At 57.9% G+C, this 24487-nt stretch carries 19 protein-coding genes and 1 other RNA gene; 2 read left to right on the top strand and 18 right to left on the bottom strand.

Going from position 1 to position 24487, the window contains the following annotated elements; translation table 11 throughout:
* Positions 1 to 7 precede the first annotated feature (7 nt).
* Positions 8 to 2602, bottom strand: coding sequence for an ATP-dependent chaperone ClpB (gene clpB, locus GXN74_RS05030; RefSeq protein WP_162369839.1), 2595 nt, complete (start codon positions 2600 to 2602; stop codon positions 8 to 10).
* A 133-nt stretch (positions 2603 to 2735) separates the two neighbouring features.
* Between clpB and GXN74_RS05025 the strand changes: the two genes are divergently transcribed.
* Positions 2736 to 3629, top strand: a complete 894-nt coding sequence (locus GXN74_RS05025; RefSeq protein WP_162369838.1) for a cation diffusion facilitator family transporter — start codon at positions 2736 to 2738, stop codon at positions 3627 to 3629.
* Positions 3630 to 3798: 169 nt separating this feature from the next.
* Here the strand turns inward: GXN74_RS05025 and GXN74_RS05020 are convergent, their stop codons facing one another.
* The 14 genes from GXN74_RS05020 to queA all read right to left on the bottom strand — a co-directional run bounded on the left by GXN74_RS05020 (position 3799) and on the right by queA (position 17864).
* The gene (locus GXN74_RS05020) at positions 3799 to 4329 is read right to left on the bottom strand and encodes a hypothetical protein (protein ID WP_162369837.1); all 531 of its coding nucleotides are present in this window, start codon (positions 4327 to 4329) and stop codon (positions 3799 to 3801) included.
* Positions 4326 to 4781 carry a BAR domain-containing protein gene (locus tag GXN74_RS05015; protein ID WP_162369836.1) on the bottom strand — a complete coding sequence of 152 codons (456 nt, stop codon included), beginning with the start codon at positions 4779 to 4781 and terminating at the stop codon, positions 4326 to 4328. Before GXN74_RS05015 ends, GXN74_RS05020 begins: the two co-directional genes overlap by 4 nt.
* Before the next feature lie 165 nt (positions 4782 to 4946).
* Positions 4947 to 5510 carry a cobalamin B12-binding domain-containing protein gene (locus tag GXN74_RS05010; RefSeq protein WP_425481823.1) on the bottom strand — a complete coding sequence of 188 codons (564 nt, stop codon included), beginning with the start codon at positions 5508 to 5510 and terminating at the stop codon, positions 4947 to 4949.
* Between the two features lie 291 nt (positions 5511 to 5801).
* Positions 5802 to 6551 carry an EcsC family protein gene (locus GXN74_RS05005; RefSeq protein WP_162369835.1) on the bottom strand — a complete coding sequence of 250 codons (750 nt, stop codon included), beginning with the start codon at positions 6549 to 6551 and terminating at the stop codon, positions 5802 to 5804.
* A gap of 4 nt (positions 6552 to 6555) precedes the next feature.
* Entirely contained in the window at positions 6556 to 8367 is a 1812-nt protein-coding gene (gene pepF, locus GXN74_RS05000) for an oligoendopeptidase F (RefSeq protein ID WP_162369834.1), read from the bottom strand.
* A 79-nt stretch (positions 8368 to 8446) separates the two neighbouring features.
* Positions 8447 to 8959 carry a flavin reductase family protein gene (locus GXN74_RS04995; protein WP_162369833.1) on the bottom strand — a complete coding sequence of 171 codons (513 nt, stop codon included), beginning with the start codon at positions 8957 to 8959 and terminating at the stop codon, positions 8447 to 8449.
* Positions 8956 to 10458, bottom strand: a complete 1503-nt coding sequence (gene thrC, locus GXN74_RS04990; protein WP_162369832.1) for a threonine synthase — start codon at positions 10456 to 10458, stop codon at positions 8956 to 8958. Before thrC ends, GXN74_RS04995 begins: the two co-directional genes overlap by 4 nt.
* 104 nt (positions 10459 to 10562) lie before the next feature.
* Positions 10563 to 11273, bottom strand: a complete 711-nt coding sequence (locus GXN74_RS04985) for a cell wall hydrolase (protein ID WP_162369831.1) — start codon at positions 11271 to 11273, stop codon at positions 10563 to 10565.
* A 420-nt stretch (positions 11274 to 11693) separates the two neighbouring features.
* The gene (locus GXN74_RS04980) at positions 11694 to 14012 is read right to left on the bottom strand and encodes an ATP-dependent Clp protease ATP-binding subunit (RefSeq protein ID WP_425481822.1); all 2319 of its coding nucleotides are present in this window, start codon (positions 14010 to 14012) and stop codon (positions 11694 to 11696) included.
* Positions 14013 to 14024: 12 nt separating this feature from the next.
* Entirely contained in the window at positions 14025 to 14699 is a 675-nt protein-coding gene (locus tag GXN74_RS04975) for a LiaF transmembrane domain-containing protein (RefSeq protein WP_162369829.1), read from the bottom strand.
* A 154-nt stretch (positions 14700 to 14853) separates the two neighbouring features.
* Positions 14854 to 15207, bottom strand: an RNA gene (gene rnpB / locus GXN74_RS04970) — RNase P RNA component class A.
* A gap of 33 nt (positions 15208 to 15240) precedes the next feature.
* A complete protein-coding gene (locus GXN74_RS04965; protein WP_162369828.1) occupies positions 15241 to 16149 on the bottom strand; it encodes a hypothetical protein in 909 nt (302 codons plus the stop codon).
* A 21-nt stretch (positions 16150 to 16170) separates the two neighbouring features.
* A complete protein-coding gene (gene lepB / locus GXN74_RS04960) occupies positions 16171 to 16791 on the bottom strand; it encodes a signal peptidase I (protein ID WP_162369827.1) in 621 nt (206 codons plus the stop codon).
* Positions 16791 to 17864, bottom strand: a complete 1074-nt coding sequence (queA, locus tag GXN74_RS04955) for a tRNA preQ1(34) S-adenosylmethionine ribosyltransferase-isomerase QueA (protein WP_162369826.1) — start codon at positions 17862 to 17864, stop codon at positions 16791 to 16793. The genes lepB and queA overlap by 1 nt, the downstream gene beginning before the upstream one ends.
* A 125-nt stretch (positions 17865 to 17989) precedes the next feature.
* Here queA and GXN74_RS04950 point away from each other — a divergent pair, with 125 nt between their 5' ends.
* A complete protein-coding gene (locus GXN74_RS04950; protein WP_162369825.1) occupies positions 17990 to 19111 on the top strand; it encodes a helix-turn-helix transcriptional regulator in 1122 nt (373 codons plus the stop codon).
* 21 nt (positions 19112 to 19132) lie between these two features.
* Here GXN74_RS04950 and GXN74_RS04945 read toward each other — a convergent pair whose 3' ends face one another.
* From GXN74_RS04945 to pheS, 3 genes are read right to left on the bottom strand one after another with little or no spacing between them, the layout of a single operon-like run.
* Positions 19133 to 20698, bottom strand: a complete 1566-nt coding sequence (locus GXN74_RS04945) for a SpoIID/LytB domain-containing protein (RefSeq protein ID WP_162369824.1) — start codon at positions 20696 to 20698, stop codon at positions 19133 to 19135.
* An 11-nt stretch (positions 20699 to 20709) separates the two neighbouring features.
* Positions 20710 to 23100, bottom strand: coding sequence for a phenylalanine--tRNA ligase subunit beta (pheT, locus tag GXN74_RS04940; RefSeq protein WP_162369823.1), 2391 nt, complete (start codon positions 23098 to 23100; stop codon positions 20710 to 20712).
* A 19-nt stretch (positions 23101 to 23119) separates the two neighbouring features.
* Complete coding sequence (gene pheS / locus GXN74_RS04935) at positions 23120 to 24139, bottom strand: phenylalanine--tRNA ligase subunit alpha (RefSeq protein WP_162369822.1); 1020 nt, start codon at positions 24137 to 24139, stop codon at positions 23120 to 23122.
* Between the last annotated feature and the right edge of the window lie 348 nt (positions 24140 to 24487).

Below are 24487 nucleotides of genomic sequence, written 5' to 3'. Positions count from 1 at the left end.
CGGGAGCTCATCCCAGCACATAGTTCCTTCCGTCGAAGTCGATGACGACCTTTGCTCCTTCGGCGATGTTTCCGGCAATGATTTCCTTGGCCAGGAGGGTCTCCACATTCCTCTGGAGATACCTTTTCAGGGGCCTGGCCCCATAATGGGGGTCGTATCCCTGTTCCAGGATTTCCTTGGCGGCGCTTTCCCCGAGGACCAGTTCGATCTGCCTGTCCGCCAGCCTTTCCTGGATTTCCTTGAACTGGAGGCCCACGATTTCCCGGATGTTGTCATAGCTTAAGGGTCTGTAGACCACGACCTCGTCGATCCTGTTCAGGAACTCCGGCCGGAAATAGGCGTGGAGGGAATCCAGCACTTGCTTTTCCACCCCCTCCTGCAGCTTCCCGTCCGGCCCGATGCCCTCCAGCAGCAGGGGAGCACCGATGTTGGAGGTCATGATGATGATGGTGTTCTTGAAGTCCACCGTCCTCCCTTGGCTGTCCGTCACCCTTCCGTCGTCCAGGATCTGGAGGAGGACGTTGAAGACGTCCGGATGGGCCTTTTCCACCTCATCCAGCAGCACGACCGCATAGGGCTTCCTGCGGACGGCCTCCGTGAGCTGCCCCCCTTCCTCGTAGCCCACATAGCCTGGAGGGGCCCCGATCAGTCTGGATACGGAGAACTTTTCCATGTATTCGGACATGTCGATGCGGATCATGTTGTCTTCGGAGTCGAAAAGGGCTGCCGCCACCGTTTTGGCCAGCTCCGTCTTTCCAACCCCGGTGGGGCCCAGGAAGAGGAAGGAACCGATGGGGCTCTTGGGGTTCTTGATGCCCGCCCGGGAGCGGAGGATGGCATCCACCACCCGCCGGATGGGCTCTTCCTGTCCGATGACCCTCCGCTTCAGCACCTCTTCCAGATGGAGCAGCTTTTCCCGCTCCCCGGTGACCAGCCGGTTCAGGGGGATGCCGGTCCAGCGACTGATGATTTCGGCGATCTCCTCCTCCGTCACCTGCTCCCGGACCAGGGAATTCTCGTCCTTCCCCTGCTCGATCCTGTTCTCCTCCTCCGCCAGCTTCTTCAGCAGCGCAGGCAGTTCCCCGTACTTCAGCTCGGCCGCCTTGTTCAGGTCCAGTTCCCGCTCCGCCTTCTCGATCTGGTGGTTGACCTGCTCGATGCTTTCCTTGAGCTTCTGGACGCCTTCCACCGACTGCTTTTCGTTTTCCCATTGGGTGCGCATCCGGCCGTACTCCTCCTGGAGGTCCGCCAGCTCCCTTTGCAGCTTCTCCAGACGCTGGAGGCTCAAGGGGTCCTTCTCCTTGCGCAGGGCCGTCTCCTCGATCTGGAGCTGGACCATTTTTCTGGAGACCTCGTCCATCTCCTGGGGCATGGAGTCCATTTCCGTCCGGATCATGGCGCAGGCCTCGTCCACCAGGTCGATGGCCTTGTCGGGAAGGAAGCGGTCGGTGATGTAGCGGTGGGACAGGACCGCGGATGCCACCAGGGCGCTGTCCTTGATCTGGACCCCATGGAAGACTTCGTAGCGCTCCTTCAGCCCCCGCAGGATGGAAACCGTATCCTCCACCGTGGGCTCCTCCACCAGCACCGGCTGGAACCTGCGTTCCAGGGCCGGATCCTTCTCGATGTGCTTCCGGTATTCATCCAGGGTGGTGGCGCCGATGCAGTGCAGTTCCCCTCTGGCAAGCATGGGCTTGAGCATGTTGCCCGCATCCATGGCCCCCTCCGCTTTTCCGGCGCCCACGATGGTATGGAGTTCGTCGATGAAGAGGATGATTTCCCCATTGCTCTCCTTCACTTCCTTCAGCACGGCCTTCAGCCGCTCCTCGAATTCCCCCCTGTATTTGGCGCCTGCCACCAGGGCTCCCATGTCCAGGGAGATGAGCCTCTTGTTCTTAAGGCCTTCCGGCACGTCCTGGTTCACGATCCGGTGGGCAAGCCCCTCCACGATGGCCGTCTTCCCCACCCCGGGCTCCCCAATCAGCACGGGATTGTTCTTCGTCTTCCGGGACAGGATCCGGATGGCATGGCGGATTTCGGCGTCCCTGCCGATCACCGGGTCCAGCTTGTGGTCCATGGCGTCCTGCACCAGGTCGTGCCCGTATTGTCCCAGTGCGTCATAGGTGCTTTCCGGATTGTCGGTGGTCACCTTCTGGTTCCCCCGGATGGCTTTCAAGACCCCCAGGAGTTCCGGCTTCCGGACCTCCAGCCTGTCGAAAAGCTCCCGGATTCCATGCCCCTGGGGCAGGGAGAAGAAGGAGAGGAACAGATGCTCCACCGAGACGTACTGGTCTCCAAAATTCTTCGCCTCCGTCTCCGCCTCCGAAAGCAGCTTCTCCAGCTCCCGGTTCATGACGGGGGACTGGCCGTCCCCTCCCTTGACTTGGGGGTTCTTGCGTACCAGTTCCTGGGCCCCCAGGGTCAGGGCCTTGTGCTTCTTTCCCATCTTCTCCAGTATCTTTGGGATGATGCCGTTCTCCTGGATCATGAGGGCATACAGCAGGTGTTCCGGCCGTATTTCCGGATGTCCCTGGGAGCGGGCGCTGCTTTGGGCGGACTGGAGCGCTTCCATCGATTTTTGCGTCAATTTGTTCAGGTCCACAATCTTCGCCTCCTTCAATCTGGAATTCTCTAACTACCATTTTGATTGGATTTGCGGTTTTTGTCAAGTTTCGATTGGGCTGGATATTTCCGCCGCCTTCGTCTATAATGGTTCCATGAGAAAGGGGCAAATCATGCACAAACACATAGAAGAACGGAACAAAATGATCCACCGGGTGGGTGTCCTGGGCATCTTGGGGAACATCCTGCTGCTGGTCTCCAAACTGGTGGTGGGACTCTCCAGCGGAAGCCAGGCCATGATCGGGGACGGACTGAACAGCGCCGGAGACGTGTTCTCCTCCCTCATGACCTTGATCGGGAACCGGATTGCGGGCAAACCCCACGACGAGGACCACCCCTACGGCCACGGCAAGGCGGAGTACGTCTTTTCCATGATCATCAGCTTCTCCCTGCTGCTGGTCTCCTTCGGCATCCTCCGCAACTCCCTGGACAGCATCCTGAACCGGGATACCTTCCTCTTTTCCTATGGACTGGTGGCGGTGGCTTTGGGCACCATCCTGGTCAAGATCCTCCTCTTCCTGTACTCCCACAAGGTGGGCCTCCACTACAGCAGCCTCCTGGCCCTGGCCAACGCCGAGGACCACCGCAACGACGTGTTCATCACCCTGTTCACCCTGCTGAGCATCGTGACCGGATACTTCGAAATCTATGTGGTGGACGGCGTGGTGGGCATGGGGATCTCCCTGTGGATCGCCTTCACCGGCGTCAAGATCTTTTCCAGCGCCTACGAGGTGCTGATGGACACAAACATCGACGAGAAGGTGAAGAAGGAAATCTACGAGTCGATCCTGGTCGACCCCAAGGTGGACCATGTGGATTCCATCGTCTCCAAACCTGTGGGGCTGAACTTCCTGTTGATCGTCAAGATTTCCCTGGACGGGAACATGACGGTCTACGAGGGCCACCTGGTGGCGGACGACATCAAGCACCGCCTGATGGAATTCGACCATATCGACGACGTGATCGTCCACGTGAATCCGGCCCAGTTCCATCCGGAACGGATCTAGGGCTGGGAAAGGAATCCTCATTGCCGGCAACATAATGACATTAAGCAGAAAACATTAAGCATATCAGCATACAACTGCTAGTCTGCTTAGTGTTTTCTGCTTTTTTTGTAAAACCTATAGATTTTAGCGTATTTTTGCCGAATGGCACATGCAGCATCAGGGCAGATGCTCAGACTTGCTCCGGGTGCAGCCGAGCTGCCATGCTTGTCAAGAGCACCCTATGAAACAGACCCACCAATAAGCCCTCCAACAGTATGACCAGTCCGTAGACCTGCCAACGTCCATTGGAAATGGTCAGCATCATCTGGTGCAGGGGGACCCGGAACGCCCACTCGGTCAGCCGGATGGCCAGATATAGCACACCTGACACAGCGAGCACATAGGCTGCGAATCCACCTCTTATCCCATTGCCGGCACGGAATCGGTACAGGAAGAGGCGCAGCAGGCTGCCCAGCAAAACATAACCCAGGACAAACAGGGACTGGGTGGTGAAGAAGAAGACGGTGGCGACTAGCAGGGCCGTCGCTGTGGCCAGGAACGACCGGACAGGATGCCGGTACAGGAATAGGGCCAAAAGGACAGGAATCGCGCCCGCTGAAAGAAGGCTTGTGGTTCCCCGGAAGAGAAGCAGGCTAAGGAGAGAAAGGCACACGGCCATGCCTGAAAGGGCCAGCAGCTTGTTTTGGGAGAAGGGCTTCATCGGTCATCGGTTCCTTTCCAGATAGGGTTTGGGTTCAAAGCGCCGGCAAGCATTCTTGCCTTGGCGGTTAGAGGATCCTTCACCAAACGGCTGTTCAGGTCGCGATTCAGCTGGTTAAGCTGCGCATTGGCCTTTTTCAGCTGCCGCTGGGTATTGAGCAATTCGTTGTTCAATTTCTGGATCTGCTCGAACTGGGTACGGACCATCTGATGGCCTTCTGAGGGAGAGCCTGGTTTTGGAGGACTGACTATCCGCATGAAATTGCCCACCAATTCCTTCTGGACGAGTGCCGAGTCCAGACCGAAAAAATCCGCCCCATAGACTAGGACCGTCTGTCCAGATGCCAGGAAACAGGCGGAAATTTCCGATGCAGAAGCCTGGAGGCGCAGGGGCTGTCTCCAAAATACTTTTTTCTGCTCTTTTATCGCATCCAACAGCATTGTCTCCAACACAATCTGCTCTTCCTCCACGAATAGGTCCCTAAGATTTGTCTGATAGGGGGACAACAGATATGCCGGTTCATACCAAAACCGGTGCAGGATTCTTCCCTGGCTGTCACATTGGATCAGAAAAGATGTAATTGTATGGCACATGGCAGACTCCTTAAAAAACAGATTTCACCCAAAGGTGGAGGACGCCCACTGGATCAGGGCACTTGCGGAAGAAGCATAGTGGTCGATGGGCCACTTTTCCCATAGTGCCTGAGTGGTGCGGAACGCCTGCCCGCCGACTGCAATCTTCAGCTCAGGGTATTCGGACCGGAGATTCCGCACCAGCTGTTCACAGACAGGCAGGTAAGGGGGCATGGTCACCGAAAGGGCCACAAGGTCAGGTTTCCGTTCCCGGATGGCATTCAGTATGGCCGCATCCGGCACCGAGGCGCCCATGTAGTAAGTGTCCCATCCTTGGTATTCGAACAGGTCGGATAGCATCCGCACGCCCATCTCATGGAGTTCGCTCCCAACGGAGCAGGACAGGAGGGTCAGCTGCTTGCGGGGCTGGGAGAAGATTTCATCGTAAAAACGAGACATGACCGTCTGGGTGACCGATGTAGCATAATGTTCCTTATCCACCGTCAGGATATTCCTGTGCCAGAGTTCGCCCACCTCATGCATGGTCCTGGCAAGGACCTGCTCATAGATTGCCGGCAATGGAACCCCTTGCCTTTGCGCGTTGTCAATGACACGGTAGGCTTCCTGGCCACTTTTCTAGCGTTCCTTCCATCCTTGTCCAGAAACCAGTCATGGATGGCCACTGCCAGGTCCCTGCCTCCCGGAAGCTCCCCAGCCTGTTCCAATGCGTTCCTCAAGGAAAAGCGCTGGTCCTTGTCCGTACAACGGCCGGCAAAGTATTCCGCCTTCCTCCTTTTCCGCCATTGTACACCAGTGCAGCCGGATTCCTCAACTTTTTGTCACGCTGGCTGACAAGCCCGCTAGGACCTGGAAAAGAAAAACGGGAAGAGCAGCCGGATGCTATTCCCGTTCCTCTTCCCTCTCTTCCATCCAGCGCAGCCGGTAGCAGTGGATGGCGTACTCCCCCAACTGTCCCAGCAGCCTGTTGTTCACATAGGCTCCCGCCACCGCCCCCACCACGGGGACCATCTGGATCAGCTTTGGCAGGTCCAGGTAGTCCCTGTATTCCTGCTGGAAGTGCCGCCAGTCGAAGTCCCGGGAGGAAGCCTCCTCCATGCGCCTGTTCCAGTGCCGCAGGAGGGGGAAAAGCCTGCGCCGGGTTTCCCCTGTGGAGAAGGCCAGCTGGAAGATGTGGAGCAGGAAGAGCCGTTCCCCGGGGTCCTTGCAGTCCCTGCCATAAGCCGCGGCCATTTCGTAGAGGAACTTGATCTTGATGGAAAGCAATAGGGGGAAGTCGGCCATCCCCATGACCACTCCCCCAAATCCCGTCCCCCAGCCCTCCACCACTGCCGCGGTCTTGTAGCGCTCCAGGACCTGGCGGGCCTTCCTTTCCCTCCGTTCCAGGTCCATGCCCACCAGCGGATGGGGGGTGGTGTAGCGGGAACCGGTCAGGACCGCCTCCACCATGTTCCTGACCCCCTCGGTGATGACCCGGTGGATCCTGTCCGGAACCATGCTGTTGAACCTGTTCTGCATGCCTTTGGCGATCCACTCCCTGGTCCTGGGCTCCCGCAGGAGTTCCCTCTCCCACCGGCGGGTATCCAGGACCGCCTGCAGTTCATAGGATGTCATTCCCTTGTAGCTCAGCATGCCGTCACCCCTCCCGCCGGACGCCGGCCAGAGCTTCCATCTCCAGAAGGGTTTCCTCGAATACCCGGCAGGCGGCCTCCACAGCCTCCGGCGTCTCCATGTCCACGCCGGCCTTGCGCAGGGCGTCGATGGGCTTCAGGGAGCGCCCCGCCGCCAGGAAGTCCAGGTACCGGATGACCGCCGGTCTTCCCTCCCCCAGGATCTGCCTGCTCAGTGCGGCGGCGGCGCTGTATCCCGTGGCGTACTGGTAAACGTAGTGATTGTAGTGGAAATGGGGAATCCTCGACCATTCCACGGCGATGCTGTCGTCCAGCTCCACCTCCGGGCCGTAATAGTCCCGGTTCAGATCCAGATACAGGGAGGAAAGCAGCTCCGCGGTCAGGCCTTCCCCTTCCTCCACCTTCTTGTGGATGGCATGCTCGAACTCCGCGAACAGCGTCTGCCGGAAAACCGTGTTGCGGAAGCCTTCCAGCACATGGTTGAGCAGATGCAGCTTCGTCCTTTGGTCCTGGGTCTTGGACAGCAGATGCCTGTTCAGCAGGGATTCGTTGCAGGTGGATGCCACCTCCGCCACGAAGATGGAGTAGTCACCGTAGACATAGGGCTGGCTCCTCCTGGAATACCAGCTGTGCATGGAGTGTCCCGCCTCATGGGCCAGGGTGAACAGGCTGTTCAGGTTCCCCTCGTAGTTCATCAGGATATAGGGGGGTGTCCCGTAGGCGCCGGAGGAATAGGCCCCGCTGCGCTTACCCCTGTTCTCGTAGACGTCCACCCACCGGTCCGAAAGGCCCTGGGCCAGGATGCGGTTGTAGTCCCTTCCCAAAGGCGCCAATGCGTCCAGAAGGATGCCTTTGGCTTCCCCATAGGGGATTTCCATCTCCACGTCCCCCACCAGCGGTACATGGAGGTCGTACATGTGCAAGGTGTCAAGACCCAGCATCTGCTTCCGCAGCCGCAGGTAACGGTGCAGCAGGGGCAGGTTCCTGCGGATGGTGGCCACCAGGTTGTCGTAGACCGTTTCTGGGATGTGGTTGGCCGACAAGGCCGCTTCCCTGGCGGAACGGAAGTTTCGGATCCTGGCGGTGAACACGTGCTTCTTCACGGTGTTCCCCAGGAGGGAGGCGAAGGTGTTCCTGAACTGTCCGTAGACCCCGCAGACCGATGCATAGGCGGCCTTGCGGACCTCCCGGTTCCCGCTCTGCAGGAGGGGAAGGAACCTGCTGTGGGTGACCGGGGTGGGCTGTCCGTCCTCCCCGGTGATGGGGGGGAACTTAAGGTCCGCATTGTTCAGCATCCCGAAGGTCTGCCCGCTTCCCTGCAGGACTTCCGCCGCCTGGGCCAGCAGGGATTCCCGCGCCTCGTCCAGCACATGGGGCTTTTCCTCCAGGATCTCCTCCAGATGCTGGCGGTAAGTCGCAAGGCTTTCCTCTTCCACCCAAGCGGCCATGGTCCCTTCCGGCACCGCAAGGATTTCCGGAATGAGGAAGGCGGTGTCCGCCATGACCTTGGACTGCAGTCCTTTGACCCTCTGGTCCATGCCCTGATAAAAACCGTTGGCCGTATCCTGGTCCAGACGCATGTGGGCGTAGGCATGGAGCCGCTCGAACTCCTCCAGGAGGATGTCCCTGGCCTCCAGTGCGGCACCCATGGCTTTTGCCCCTTTCCCCAGGGTCCCCTTCAACGCTTTCATCCCGTCCGATTTCCGGGCCACCTCTTGGAAAGCCTCTTCCCAAGCCTGGTCGCATTCAAAGATGTCCTCCAGCCTCCAGGTGTCCTTTTCCTCCATCTCCTGTCTAGTCCTGATCCGTTCTTCCATCGTATCTCTCCTTTCGCTCGTCGGCCCCTTTCATCCGGAAGAAGCGCGTGCCGAGGCACGCGCTTCTTCTTTAAGGACCTTATTCTTCCAGCAGGTAGCAACTGAGGATTTTTCCATAAAACATCATATGGTAATCCTTGCGGGGATAGAACTTCTCCACCAGTTCCGGATCCAGGCCTTCCTCCGTCAGGGGATGCTTGGCGACCACCTGGCACTCATAATGGAGCCTGGCGTTGGAGATGACAGGAGAATCCACTTTCTCCCCCTCCTCCAGATGCAGGTCGCATTCCTTGAATTTGTTCCTGTCCCTTCCGGAATTGCTTCCGCAATAGGCCAGAGCTTCCTCCATCCCCTGTCCCACAGGCAGGCTCACGGTGAAATGCCCCGCCTTTTCCAGGAGTTCGAAGGTCCTCCGCTGGGGACGGACCATGACAGTGAAGATGGGCCGGTTCCACATGTGGCCCACGCTGCCCCAGGATATGGTCATGGTGTTGGGGATCCCGTCCGCCTGCACGGTCAGGAAAGCTCCCTTGGCCAGCTGCTCCTCCGTCTCACGGATATGGTCCAAATGGTTCACGAACGTCTTTTTCATTGCACTTCTCCCAATCCAAGGAAAGCCGCCACAACCTGGGGCATCTCCTCTTTTTTGCATGTGTCCTTGTGCCGCACCGGAGACTCCAGGACTTCCGTGACCGCTTTAGGCACTGGAACGCCGCTGCGCTCGTTCATGCACTCCACCAGTTCGAAATCATCCTGGCCCGCATATTCCTGACCGATGGCTTCCATCGTGCTGGCGGTGAACTTATAGGGGCTTGCGGTGGACACGACCACCATGGTCCTCCTGTCACCCGTCTCTTCCTGGTATCGTCTGCAGGCATGGTAGGCGACCGCCGTATGGGGATCCAGGAGGTATCCCTCCCCCTCGAACACCTGGGCGATGGCGGCTTTTGTCTGGGCCTCGTCGGCGAAGGCTCCGAAGAAATCCTGGAGCTTCCCTTTCATGGCCGGGGTAATCTCATAATACCCCTGGCTCTGGAGGTCTTCCATCAGCCTTTTGGTCTCCCCCGGGTCCTGGCCGGCAATCTCATAGAGCAGCCGCTCCAGATTGCTGGAAATCAGGATGTCCATGGAAGGGGAAATGGTCAGCATGAACTCCCGGCGCCTGTCGTAGACCCCCGTCCGCAGGAAATCGTAGAGCACCTTGTTGTCGTTGGAGGCGCAGACCAGTTTCCCCACCGGAACGCCCATCTGCTTCGCATAGTAGGCGGCCAGGATGTTCCCGAAATTTCCGGTGGGCACGGCGAAGTTGACCGCCTCGCCGCTCCTGACCTCCCCTGCCTTGACCAGCCTGGAATAGGCGTAGACATAGTAGGCCACCTGGGGCACCAGCCTGCCGATGTTGATGGAATTGGCGGAGCTGAACTGCTTGTGGTTCGCCTTCATGCGGGCGGCGAAAGCCTCATCCGCAAAGATCCGCTTCACCCCGTTCTGGGCGTCATCGAAATTCCCCTCGATCCCCACCACATAGGTGTTCTCCCCCTGCTGGGTGACCATCTGCTGCTTCTGTATGGGACTGACCCCGTCCTTCGGATAGAAGACGACGATCCTTGTTCCCTCCACATCCGCAAATCCAGCCAAGGCGGCCTTTCCGGTATCCCCGGAAGTGGCGGCGAGTATGACAATCTCGTCTTCGATGGCCTGCTTCTTCGCGGCCGTCATCATCAGATAGGGGAGGATGGACAGCGCCATGTCCTTGAAGGCGATGGTGGCTCCATGGAACAATTCCAGATAGTGGAGGTCCCCCACTTTGACCAGGGGGGCGATTTCCTTGTGGTCAAACTTCCCGTCGTAGGCCCCCTGGATGCAACGCTTCAATTCCTCTTCCGTGAAGTCGGTGAAAAACCGCTTCAAAACTTCATAGGCCACTTCCTGATAGGTCATGTCCCCCAGCGCTTCCATGGATTGCTCCAGCGCAGGTATATGGTCAGGTACAAAAAGCCCCCCATCCTTTGCCAGCCCTTGGGTGATGGCATAAGATGCGGTGACTTTTTCCTCCATACCTCTTGTACTATTGTAAAATACCTGTTGCATTTTTCGACCTTCCTTTACAATGTGCATCAGCCGTGAAACTGGCGGTTTACCGGTGATATTATACCATATCCGCCCGTACTAGACAAATGCTTTTTGCATACACGCTACTTGAAGAACACGTGGCATCCATGGTCTTCGACGCGGGTCAAGGCCCTTTCGAACCAGTTGCCTGGATTGTCCCGCAGCACCCAGTAGGCAACAAAATAAAGGGCTCCCTTGGAGTGGTCGACTCCCGCAAGGGCCTTGTCGACCGCCGCAATGGTGCTCTTGGTGGGCTTCGCCTTTGCATAGGCTCCGTCCGCGATGGGGGAAAATTGGACTGCTCCACCAGTCACCTGGTGGATCACATCATAGGCGTTGTTGGGAAAATTGGGGCTTGCCACGCGGTTCATGATGACATTGGCTACCATGATCTTGCCTATTTCATCTTCATCCGGTGCCTCGGCCTGGACGATTTTGACGAGGGCGTCATAATCTTTCTTGGAAAGGACTTGGGAAGTGGAAGTGGACGGTGCCGGTGCGGCCGGCGCCGGTGCAGGTGTTTCTGTCGTGGGTGTTTCTGTTGCGGCCGCCTCTGCAGGTGCCGCTTCCTGGGTATCCCCAGCGGTGGTGAATATCCGTTCTTCCGTTTCCGCAGGTTCCATCAGGTCGTCTTCCCTAAGAGGGGACGCTTCCATCTGCACCGCGGGAGGTGCCTGGACATTTTCCTGCGTCTGGGCTCCTGCGGTGTCGCTGCCTGCGACCAGCAAGGCCCAGGCGAAGGCCAGGAGGAATGCCCAGCCTACGTATCGCAAGCTTCTTTTTATCCGTAACATTTTGTTGCTCCTTTCATACTCCGCCGGCGGTGCTGTTTGTCCCTGGTTGGACCGGATGTTTCCTCCGCCTGCGAACCCTTTGATTGGGGCTTTCGTTGCCATTTATCCTGCATTTTGTTTTTTAAAACCCCGTTTTTTACTGTTAGGTCGGTCTTTGCAAGACTCCTGTAATTATATTCGATATTTTAAAAACGGTCAACCTTTTTTCCTTTTATTTGTGCATGTTGCATATCTTTTATGTGTTTTGTACATGTTGCCATGTCTTTATAAACAAAAAAAGACCCATTTAACGGGCCTTTTTGTTTATAAAGCGTATTGAATTTTTATGTCAATTGATTTTCACTGTCTTTTTATTGTGTAAAACAGCACCCAAAAATGCATGATTTCTTACAAAAAATTGCATTTTGGCCACATTTCATTCTAGGATGGCCGGATGGACAGGACGACCTGTCCGTCCTCCGCGCCCACCAGCACCGCCTGCCCTTCCCGCACCTTGCCGGTCAGATAGGCTTCGGCGACCTCGTCCTCCACCAGGCGTTGGATGGTCCTGCGCAGGGGCCTGGCCCCGTATTTGGGATCCCAACCTTTGGCAAGGACCAGCTCCTTGATTTCCTGGGACAACTCCAGTTTGATCCCCTTCTCCCTGGCTGACACGACCACTTCCCGGACCATCAGCTCCAGGATCTCCACCAGCATCTCCCTGGTCATCGGCTCGAACACCACAACCTCGTCGACCCTGTTCAGGAATTCGGGCCGGAAGAACTGTTTCAAGGCGTCCAGGCTCTTGTCCTGGAGGGCCTTCTGCTCCTGGGCCGCAAATCCCAGGACAGTCCCCTTGTTGTCCGTCCCCGCATTGGAGGTCATGATGAGGACCGTGTTTTCGAAATTCACCCTGCGCCCTTGGCTGTCCGTCAGCCTGCCGTCTTCCAGGATCTGGAGAAGCAGGTTGAACACATCCCCGTGGGCCTTTTCGATCTCATCCAGCAGAAGCACGGAATAGGGTTTCCTTCTTACCTTTTCCGTAAGCTGCCCCGCCTGTTCGTAGCCCACATAACCGGGAGGGGCTCCAATCAGTTTGGAAACGGTATGCTTCTCCATGAATTCGGACATGTCGAAGCGGATCAAAGCCTCCTCGTCTCCGAAAAGCTCTTCCGCAACAGCCTTGGCCAATTCCGTCTTGCCAACGCCTGTGGGGCCGACGAAGATGAAGGAGGAGGGCTTGCGCTTTTTCTTGAAGCCCGAACGGTTCCGCCGGATGGCTTTGGAAAGCTTCCGGACAGCCTCCTCCTGGCCGACGATCCGCCGATGCAGGCGCCGTTCCAGGGACATGAGCTTTGTGGCTTCCTCTTCCCCTACGGTCCCTACCGGAATCCGGGTCCACGCCTCGATCACATAGGCGACGTCCTCCTGGGTGATCTCCACATGGGTGCACCTTTCCTCCAGGTCTCCAATCTTGTCCTCCAGACGCAGCTCCTCTATCCTGCATTCCGCAGCCCTTTCATAATGGTCCATGTCCGCGGCCTCTTCCTTCTCCTCCACAATCCTGTCCAGCTGGGCCCGAAGGGCCTCCAGCTCCACCAGACCCATGTTCAGAAGATTGGCCCTGGATCCTGCCTCGTCGATTACGTCGATGGCCTTGTCCGGCAGGAAGCGGTCTTGAATGTACCGTTCCGACAGAACCACGGCGGACTCGATGACGGAATCCGGAATCCGCACCTTGTGGAAGTCTTCATAATAATCCCGGATTCCGCGGATGATTTCGATGCTCTCCTGGATGGAGGGTTCCTCCACCAGGACGGGCTGGAACCTCCGCTCCAGAGCGGAGTCCTTCTCGATGTGTTTCCGGTACTCCTCCAGGGTTGTTGCGCCCACCACCTGGACTTCCCCTCTGGCCAAGGCCGGCTTCAGGATGTTCGCGGCATTCATGGCTCCATTGTCCGCTTCACCGGCACCTGCGATGTTGTGGATTTCATCGATGACCAGCAGGACCTTCCCGTCCGCCTTGGCCTCGTCCAGGATGGCCTTCATCCTGGCTTCGAACTGTCCCCGGAATTGGGTGCCCGCCACCACCGCGGTCAGGTCCAGCAGGTATACGTCCGTCTGCTGGAGCTTCACAGGAACCTGCTTCTGGACGATCCGCACAGCCAGGCCTTCTGCGATGGCGGTCTTCCCGACCCCCGGCTCTCCGATCAGAACCGGATTGTTCTTCTGGCGGCGGTTCAGGATCTGGATCACCCGGTCGATTTCCCGGTGCCTTCCCACAATCCTGTCCACCTGGTTGTCCCTGGCTTTGTCCGTCAGGTTGATGCCAAAAGCATCCAGATTCTTCCTTTTCCGGCGCTCCTGCCTCTCCTTCGTCCTGGTCCTGGCGCTCCCCCGGCCCGGCTCCCCTTCCTCCTCCGGTCCGGAGTCCCGGAATCCTTCCTCCAGCCCCTGCGGCTCCCCGGTGCTGCCGGGGTCGCCAAACATCTCGGGCATGGAGCCCATGAACTGCTCCACCATGCCGGCCATCTGCTCCCGCATGCCCGGATCCCCCAGAATCTCCATCATCTGCGCGTTGATGTTCTCCATGTCCTCCTGCGTGAGGCCCGTCTGCCCCAGAAGTTGCTCCATGGGTGCCACACCGTGTTTTTGCGCGCAGGGAAGGCAAATCCCCTCCCTCGTCTGCTTTCCTTCCCTATATTTGGTCACGAAGACCACAGCCGTATTTTTCCTGCACATTGCACACTTCAATCTCATCAACTCCATCACCTATATTTTGTTCTTCACTTCGCAACCACCGAAGAGGACGATCAGCTGCACCACCAGGTCCGCATCCCCCTCCTTACCGGAAGGGTCCGTCTTGTTGCTCCAACCCCCGAATAGGGGCAATCCGGAAACGCGCACCTTCCAGCCTTCGGGAACAAGGATGTCCGCACCCCCAAATCCCACAAAAGCCTGGATTTTGGCCGGCCTCTCCGCACCGATGGCCCCACCGCGCAGGTCCAGTTCCATCCCTCCGAAGAGGACCAGGAGGTCCGCCCCTTGGAAGTTCCGGGAGGCGTTCTTGACTTCAACTCCGGAAAAAAGGGCCATCTGGTTCACAAAATCCTCCGACCGAACCCGGACCCCTTTTGCCCGGGGCAGGAGCATATGCACCCCCAACAGGATCACCGCAACTGGAAGGACAAGTTCCCAGATTCTTACGGAAAGCGCCAGGACCCCCGCCTTCTCCAGCTGGAGCAGTATGCCCGCACCCAGCAATAGAATGCCGCTGAGCCGGAAGCCGGATCCGCCAGCCAGCTGGATGATGCCCACCGCAACCAGAAGCAACGGCCAGTAGCCGGCAATCAACCGCCCAAGGTCGACCCCCATGCCCAGCTGGTCCAACAGGAACAGGATTCCGAAAAACAAAACCACCAATCCCAAAACTCTTCTTTGTGCCATAGCCACGCCTCCTCGCTCTTTCCTTTGCGGATTTCAGCTCCCCATACCAGTATAGCATGCCTCCCCCTCTTTTATATGGATGTTCAGTGTAAATTAATGATATTTTAACCAAAAACGCCAGGGAAACCTTCCTCCCTGGCGCTGCATTTTGTTTGATGTGAGCAAACCGATAAGCCGAGTTCTGTTGAAGACGGTCATCTATCTAGCCTTGCCGTCACCGGCAAGTTCAAGCGACCTACCCGAAGGCACGACGGGCAGCCGTATGGCCTTCTGTACGGTCTTGCTCCGGATGGGGTTTACAGTTGCCCCCCTTGTCGCCAAAGGGGCGGTGGGCTCTTACCCCGCCTTTCCACCCTTGCCGCAGGCCCGAAAGCCCGGGCGGTTTATTTCTGTTGCACTTTCCTTGGAGTCGCCTCCACCAGACGTTATCTGGCACCCTGCCCTATGGAGCTCGGACTTTCCTCAGACTGCCGCCTGTTGCGGCAGCTGCGACCGTCTGGTTTACTCACGGTGTTAAGTTTAGCACAGGCGGGTTCCCCCGTCAACGGATTCCTTTCTCCAGTTTGAAGCCAAGCCACCAGAGCAGGGCAAAGGCCGCCACACCTCCCTGCACCCATGCCAACGGCATCGGAAACGGCATCCCTTCCCCGGTCAAGGCAAGAAACGCAATGCCAACAGCAAACAGTCCCGTCCAGATTCCTCCTAGGATCCAGGAAGTCCTCGCTCCCCACCCCAGACCCTTCACCCGGTAGAGCAGGTAAGCCAGGGTGACCGCCGCTGCGGCCGCCGTGCCCACAGCGCCCCCCACGCCGGCAGCCGTCCCGGCCAGATGCAGCAAGACGACCACTTCGAACCATACGTTCAAATATTTGCTGAAATGGAGGGTTGTGTAGGTCAGCGCCATTTGCACCAGCAGGAAGGTTCCATAGACGAAGCCCAGGACCGTCGGGGCCGACCCTAGGGCGGGCGCCCCCCAAAGCACTCCGATGGTCCAAAGGCCCACCACATATCCATGGCGCTTTGCCACAAGGGTGGACCATTTCCCCGCCCTATTCCTCCTCCCTCCCAGGACACCAAGCCTTCGAAGCTCCATCAGCAGGCAGTCCGCAAGCACTACCGGAAGCAGAAGCGTGTCCATCCCCATCTGTCGGCTTCCGGAATCCAGCCCCCCATAGACAAGACGCATAAGGACCAGGTACAGGATTCCAAAGCCGAACACCTGCAGCAGCAGCAGCTGGTTGTTCTTTTGCAGCCTGTTCACGACCCGGGGGCGTTCCCGCACATGGCGCCGGACCAGGAGCGCCGCAACGGCTGCCTGCACCAAACCGAACAGCCCCAGCCACCAGGGATCCCCCCCTGCCGGTAGTTTGTCCGCAAGCAGCAGGAACAGCGCCGCAACCACGGCATAGGCGGCGGCAACGGCATAGCCGATCTTCTTGTTTGTAGGCATCCTCATCTTCCTTTCCGGTCCTTATCGGACCCTTCCGGCATTCTCGAAGGGGAAGATCCGGAATATGACCCTTCCCTCGATGTTATCCTCCGGCACGGAACCGAAATCCCTGCTGTCCAGACTCACATCCCTGTTGTCCCCCATGGCAAAATACGTTCCCGCCGGCACCTTGTAGGGATACTCCACCTTTCCCGGCCAGGTCACATCCTGGGTGTAGGGCTCCTCCAGAACCTCCCCATTCACATAAACTTGCCCCTCCTTCACATCCAGCAGGTCGCCCGGTTCGGCCACAATCCTTTTCACCAGCCGAACCCTGCCTTCCTGTCCGCTGAATTTGTCCCGCATGTCCCCATACAACCGGAAGAGCCGGGAAAGCAGGTCGTCCTTGACTTGCCCGTCCTTGATGAAAACGACGATGTCTCCCGCCTGGGGCTTCCCGAAGGTATAGGAAATCTTCTCCACCACCAGCTGGTCCCCTTCCATGAGCGTGGTCTCCATGGAACTCTGTCGGACCTGGGACAGCGTGAACAGGGAGACGTTGATGATGTTGGTGGCAACCAGTGCGACCAGAATTATCTTTCCATATTCAGCCGCCTCCCGAAGAAGGCCGGCCTTCCATCCTTTCAAGAATCCCACCCCCATCAATCCTCCCCCTGTGCGCAGGCGGAGGTTGCAGCCTTCCTTTCGAAATCATGGATCAACATGGCGTCCCCGAAACTGAAGAACCTGTACCGCTGGCGGATGGCTTCCTGGTATGCCTCCATGATGAAATCCCTCCCGGCCAAGGCGCTGACCAGCAGCATCAGGCTGGATTCCGGAAGATGGAAGTTGGTGACGAGCGCATCCACCGTCTTGAAACGGTAGCCGGGATAGATGAAAATGTCCGTCCATCCGGACTTCGCCTCCACCAGGCCGTCCTTGTCCGCCACGGATTCCAACGTCCTGGCGCTTGTGGTCCCCACCGCCACCAACCGGTGTCCCTGGCGCTTGCAACGGTTGATCTTGTCCGCCGCTTCCTGGTCCACCCGGTACATCTCCGCATGCATTTCGTGCTCCAGCACATTCTGGACCTTGACCGGACGGAATGTCCCAAGCCCCACATGCAGCGTCACATGGGCCACCTCCACGCCTTTCGCCTCGACTTCTTCCAGCAGCTCCCTGGTGAAATGCAGGCCTGCGGTGGGGGCGGCGGCGGAGCCCTCATGCTTCGCATAGACGGTCTGGTACCGCTCCTTGTCCTCCAGCCGCTTTTGGATATAGGGGGGCAGGGGCATTTCCCCCAGCCTGTCAAGCACCTGCTCGAAAATCCCCTCATAGGAAAACCGCACGATCCTGTTTCCGTCTTCCTTCACTTCCTCCACGACCGCCTCCAGCAAACCTCCTCCAAAAAGCACCCGGTCCCCTTCCCTGGCTTTCTTGCCTGGTTTCGCCAGGACCTCCCAACGGTCGGCATCCAGCCGCTGCAATAGGAGAATCTCCACCTTTCCATGGGTATGGGGACGCTCCCCCAGGAGTCTTGCAGGCAGCACCTTGGTGTTGTTTACCACCAGGCAGTCTCCCGGCTCCAGATAATCCACGATGTCCGTAAACCTTTTGTGCTCCAATTTCCGGTTGCCATGGTCCAGGACCATCAGCCTGGAATCCGAGCGGTTGGCCAATGGTTCCTGGGCGATCAGCTCCGACGGCAGGTCAAAAGAAAATTCCTTTATTTGCATACGAACTCCTTACTTTGGTTTGCCATTTTACACAAAACTAATTTATGTTTTGTATGTACATTGGGTATTTTTTATTATAAACTGTGGATAAGGATACAACCCGACGGCCGAAGAGGAGGGAACCTATGCATTCCATCACACACCTGATCACCAACGGATTTCTGGATCTGGATACGGTCGAAGGCCTGGCCCATATCGCCAGCTACGCCCTGGGGCTCCCCATACGGGTTTATGGCAGCCATCACGAACCCTTGCTTCACTTGTCTCCCGATCCTCCCGCCGCCTTCGAAGAGGAACCGGCCGCAGAGGAACTTTTCCATTTCATGGAAGAGGCCTGGCGCAGGGAAGGCAACGGTATTTTCACCTACCGCACACAGGGGCCGGCTTATCTTCTGCTGCTCTTTTCCAATGCCCAGACCTTCTGGGGATCCCTCGTCCTTGGCCCCTTCCCCCAGGACAAACAGCGCCATCTGGCGCTGTACCGTCTGCTGGAAAGGCTTTTCCTGGCCCCTTGGATTTCAAAGACGGTGGAACGCCACGAACATGCACTCCATGACCTGCCGACATTCCCCCTCTCTCCCGCTCCCTATCCTTACGAAAGCGAGCGGCTTATCCTGACCAAAATCAGCACAGGAGATACGGACCGGGCGTTGCACCTGTTCCAGGAGCATCTGCGCCCTTACTTCCTTACCCAGTTCCTGCCCGAACAGCTGGGCAAGGCCCGCAGCCAAGCTTGCGCGGTCTGCAGCCTTTTTTCCCGCGCCGCCATGGAAGGGGGATTGGAGCCCGAAGCCGCCTACCTCCTGGAGGACCATTGCTTCACCCAACTGGAGGAAGCCTCCACCCTGGAAGATTTGCCCCCCATCCTTTCCAAGTCCATCGCCCGTTTTTCCGGAGGGGTCTTCATGGCCACCAGCGTCAACCATGTGAGTGTCATCAAGAAGGCTTCCCGCTATGTGCACAGCCACCTGTCCGAAACCATAAGGCTGGAGGATGTGGCCGAGCATGTGGAACTCTCTTCCAACTACTTTTCCTCCCTTTTCAAAAGGGAAATGCATATGGCCTTTGCCGACTATGTGAACCTCATCCGGGTGAAGGAGAGCAAGTACCTCCTCCAACGGACCAACGCCACCATCCTGGAGGTTGCATTGGCCGTGGGTTACAGCAACCAGAACTATTTTACAACCATATTCAAAAAATTCACGGGCATCACCCCCAAGCAGTACCGGATGCGCACATCCGGATGAACCGCCGGGGGCGTCCCAGGCTTACCGCACCTGGGTGCCCGTGAAATAATATGCCAGAATCTCATCATAAGGATGGCCTTCCAGGGCCATTCCCCTGGCTCCCGACTGGCTCAATCCGACGCCATGCCCATAGCCAAGGCCAGCAAAGGTGACCGTTTCGGCCCCACCCTCCATCAGGGGGTAGTTCCTGATATTGGTGGCTCCCACCACCACCAGTTGTCCCCTGTCCCCATCCAAAGGAACCGGACTGCCGGACGCCCTTTGGATATGGATGTCCGCTTGGGCCACAATCTGCGTCTCCCCATTTCCCCGGACCACCGCATAGTGGCTCCGGGGTTCGTCTTCCGGCTTGACGATGGTGAATTTCCTGCTGTCAAGTCCCAGCCAGATCCGCATGGTTTCTTTTGACAGGATATGGCTGTCCTTCTCGCCGATGACTTTCAGCTGCATCGCCCTCCCCGCATCCGACACTCCGTCCACCTGGACGTCCAGGACGGCGCCCACATCCACATCCCTTTTGGCCAAAGCCTCCCGGATTTGCCCATAGGTCAGGGTCACGGTCCACGGGTTGCGGAGGGTGTAGAGGTCGTACAGGTCAGGAACTCCACGCAGGTAGGGAACGGAAGCGGACCACACATTCTCGCTGTGCTCCGTATGCCCCCCGCTGCTGCTGAAGTAATTTGCGATGATCACCGCATTCTCATAGTACAGGAGCTTGTTCATGGTTTCATCCACCGCCCTTCGGGCATTGGGATGTTCGTTGCCGTATCCCAGGTACACCTGGCTGGTGGTGGAGTCGTCCAGGTCGAAGGGCCTCGTGGGATACTTTCTTGCCACTTCCGTATAGTAGACCGCATAATTTCTGGCCGCCACCGCCTGGGCCTTCAGTGCCTCCAGCGGCCAGGATGCGGGCATTTCCGATGGGAGCACGGAATACAGGTATTCCTCCAGGTCCAATACGTTCACCACCGTCAGGTTCGCTCCGGACCGGAGGACTTCCAGGGTGCCGCGGTATTTGCGGTTCCCCAGCTGCAGGAGCGGCACGCCCCCCTCCCCGTCCAGGGTCCAAAACACCGGTTCCAGGACGGCGCCGCCGAACACCAGGGGCCTTCCGCCCTCCCGTTCCAGCAGGATCCCTTCCGCGAGCTCCGGAAACGGCTCGAATCCGTAATCCGCCGCTTCCTCTCCTGGAAGGGTTTCCAAGCGGATCCGAAAGGTACCCGCGCTTTCAAGGAACACCTGCGGCACCAGCCCCAGTTCCTCCAGGGCCGCACATTCCGCTTCAAGCGCCGCCAGGTTCGGATAGGAGACTTGCGACAACACCCGGTCCTCCTGGACCGGAGCGGAAATGCGGAACCCGGAGGGGGACTCCACGTCCAGGACCTCCCGGAGGACTCCCCCTTCCTTTGCCCCCGCCACAAGCCGGGTGTTCCCCAAGCGGAATTCCCGGATGCCGTCATAAGCCCCCAGACCGATCCGGATCGTCTTCCCTTCGGTGCTGTAGGCCCGAGCGGACACGCTTCCCCAAAGGAGCAGCACCGCAAGCAGCACAACCCCCACCATCATCATCCATCTCTTTCTATCCACTGCCAGGCTCCTTATTGTCGGATGGTCACACCAAGCTCTTCTTCCAGTCCCTCCAGGATTTTGGACACCGTCTTGCTGATCTCCTTTTCTCCCAGGGTCCTGTCGGCCGCCCGGAAAGTCAGGGAATAGGCGATGGACTTGCATCCTTCCTGAATCTGCTTGCCCTTGTAGACGTCAAACAGCACCAGGCTTTCCAGCATCTTACCGCTCTTCTGCCGGATCAGCTTCTCGATCTGGCCCACAAGCACCTCATCTTTCGCCAGCAGCGCCAGATCCCTGTTCACCGCCGGATACTTGGGCACGGGGGTGTACTTGTGCTCCAGGTCCGCTCCGCGGACCAGGGCCTTCATGTCCAGCACACCCACATAGGGGCGTTCGCCGATTCCATAGGCGTCTGCCACCTGGGGATGGACCTCACCCACATAACCGATGCTCTTGTTCCTATAGAAGACTTCCGCCCGCCGGCCAGGATGAAGGAAATGCAGTGTCTTCTCCAATTCGAAGCTCGTTTCCTCCAGCATGCCCAAACGGTCCAGCAAAGTCTCCAGAACGCCCTTGGCGTCATAGAAGGTGCATTCCCCATACATGCCAATGGTCAGTTTCTGCTGTTCGTCGGGAAGTTCCCGGACCGGTTGGCTCTTGGGGATATATATGGAAGCGATTTCATACAGCCAAGCCTGTTCGTTCCTCCGGTTGTAGTTGGTCGCCAAGCTTCCCAGCATGCCGTTCATCGGCGTCGTCCGCATGACGCTGAAGTCCTCCCCCAAGGGATTGATGATCCTCACAGCACTCCGCAGGTCGTCTTCCGGATCCAGCAGCAGCTTGTCCATGGCTTTGGGACTCTCGAAGGAATAGGTCATCGCCTCGGAGAGTCCGCAGTCCTCCATGACCAGGCGCGCCAGGTCCTCGATCTTCTGCTTGAAGTTCTTTTTCCCCACCGTGGGGGTTCCGGCAGCCAAAGTCACAGGGATCCTGTCGTAGCCGTAGAATCTGGCCACTTCCTCCGCAAGGTCCGCCTCCCCCTCCAGGTCTGGACGGAACGTGGGCGCGGTCACCTTCCTGGCCTTCCGGTCCACTTGGCATCCGACCGCTTCGAAATACCGGACCATCTCCTCTTCCGGGATGTCCGTCCCAAGCAACCCGTTGATCCATTGGGGCGCATAGGCGATTTCAACCGGAAAACGCTTGATCGGGTAATTGTCCAGCTCCAGGTCGACCACCTGACCGGCTCCCAGCATGGTGATCAGCTCGCAGGCTCTTCCGATGGCGGCCGCCACATTGTTGGGGTCCAGGTATTTTTCGAATTTGGTGGAGGCGTCCGTCCGGAGACCCAGGCGCTTGGAGGACATCCGCACATTCGTGCCGTCGAAGTTCGCCGCCTCGAACAGGATGCTCGTCGTCGTCTCCGTCACCTTCGTGTCCTCCCCTCCGATGATGCCGGCAATCCCCACCGGCTTTGCGGCATCGGCGATGACCAGCATCCCATCATCCAGCGCGCGTTCCGCTCCGTCCAGACAAAGGATCTTTTCCCCGACCCCGGCTTTGCGGACACATATCCGTCCGCCCTCCAGCTTGTCCAGGTCATAGGCGTGCATGGGCTGTCCCATTTCCAGCATCACGAAGTTGGTGATGTCCACCACGTTGTTGATGGGGCGCAAACCTGCCGACACCAGCTTCCGCTGGAGCCATTTGGGGGAAGGACCCACCTGCACGTTCCGGACGATCCTGCCCATGAACCGGGCACAAAGGGCCGGCTCCTGGATTTCAACCTCCACCGTGTCCTCTTCCGCCTTCGGGATGACTTCAAAGGCCGGGGACGGGGGGTTGAAGGGAAGTCCGAAAGTCGCCGCCGCTTCCCTGGCGATGCCGAGGATGCTGAAGCAGTCCGGACGGTTGGAGGTGACTTCATATTCCACGACCACTTCGTCCAGGGCAAAAACGGGTTTGGCATCCGACCCCAGGGCGTAGTCCGGCTCCAGGATATAAATCCCGTGCTCGGGCGCGTCCGGGAAGTCCTCCCTGGTGAGGCCAAGTTCTTCCACGGAACACATCATTCCGTTGGACTCCACTCCGCGAAGCTTCCCTTTCTTGATTTCCAGCCCCTCCGCAAGCTTGGCTCCCGCCAAGGCCACGGGGACATGGTCTCCCACCTGGATGTTCGTGGCACCGGTCACAATCTGGAGTACCTCTGTCCCCACGTCCACTTGGGTGACCACCAGCTTGTCCGCATCTTCGTGGGGCTCGATGGACAGGATTTTTCCCACCACAACCTTCTGGATGTCCTCTCCCAGCTTCTTGCATCCTTCCACTTTGGTTCCGGACATGGTCATCCCGTCCATGTAGGACACCAGGTCGTTCTCCAAGGGCACATATTCCTTCAACCAATTCATTGGCACATGCATCTGATCTGTTCCTCTCTTTCTAAAACTGCCGCAAGAACCGGACGTCGTTTTCATAGAACAGACGCAGGTCCTCGATTCCATACCGCAACATGGTGATCCGTTCCAGACCCATGCCGAAGGCGAATCCGCTGTATTCCTCCGGATCGATGCCGCTCATGGCCAGGACTTTGGGATGGACCATGCCGCAACCCAGGATTTCAATCCAACCCGTCCCCTTGCAGACACGGCACCCCTCTCCTCCGCACATGACGCAGGAGACATCCACCTCGGCGCTGGGCTCCGTGAAGGGGAAATGGTGGGGTCTGAACTTGACTTTGACCCTCTCTCCGTAAAGCTCCTTCACGAACTCTTCCAAAGCGCCCTTCAGGTTTGCCATGGTGATTCCCTTGTCCACAACCAGCCCTTCAATCTGATGGAACACAGGCGAATGGGTGGCGTCCACCTCGTCGCTTCTGTAGACCCTGCCCGGGGCGATGACCCGGATCGGCGGCTTCTTCTTCTCCATGGTCCGCACTTGGACAGGAGAAGTCTGGGTGCGGAGCACCATCTCCTTGCTGATGTAGAAGGTGTCCTGCTCGTCTTTTGCAGGATGGTTCTCCGGAATATTCAATGCCTCGAAATTGTAGTAGTCCTTTTCGATTTCCGGTCCCTCGGCGATTTCGTATCCCATGCCGATGAAGATGTTCTTGATGTCGTCCAGCACGATGTGCATGGGGTGGCGATGACCCAACTTCTTCCGGTTGGAGGGCATGGTAACATCGATGGATTCGGACGCAAGCCGCTGTTCCATCTGCGCCTTGCCCAGCATGCCCTTTCTCTCCTCCAATGCGCCTTCAATGGCTTCCCGCACGTCATTTACCAGTTTCCCCACCAGGGGTCTGTCCTCCGGGGAGACATCCTTCATCCCCTTCAGTACGTTTGTCATTTCCCCCTTTTTACCTAAAAAGGCCACGCGGACCTCATCCAACCCCTTCAGGTCTTCCGCCTCCCGGATCCTGTCCAAGGCGTTTTTCTGTATCAACTCCAACATGTCTTTCATCAATCAGGAAGCTCCTTTCCTATTTAAACGCATGCCCTGCAGGCATTCTCGCGGCGAAGGGGTAGTGAATCCCCTTCCCTTAAAAAAGCTCCATCCTTGTCAGAATCGAGCCCAATCCCATCATTCGCATCCCGCAGGCCATTGCCCACAAGGGGTGCATCCTACTTATTTTAACATATTATCCCATATTTTCAACACTTACTTTCCCGCCCCTTGCATTCCTTCTGATTCACATATGATAATGTCCTATTGTAACGCAAATGATTATGTCCCACTTCCGGTCATGGTGTACAATGAACCTCATGCGACAAAATACAATACATCGAGGTGGCCGCTATCAGAAAGGTA

The organism is Anaerotalea alkaliphila (assembly GCF_010179735.1).
Taxonomy (GTDB): Bacteria; Bacillota; Clostridia; order Lachnospirales; family Vallitaleaceae; genus Anaerotalea; species Anaerotalea alkaliphila.
Note: the sequence above shows the minus strand (reverse complement) of the source record. Positions and strands in the feature narration are given on the sequence as shown.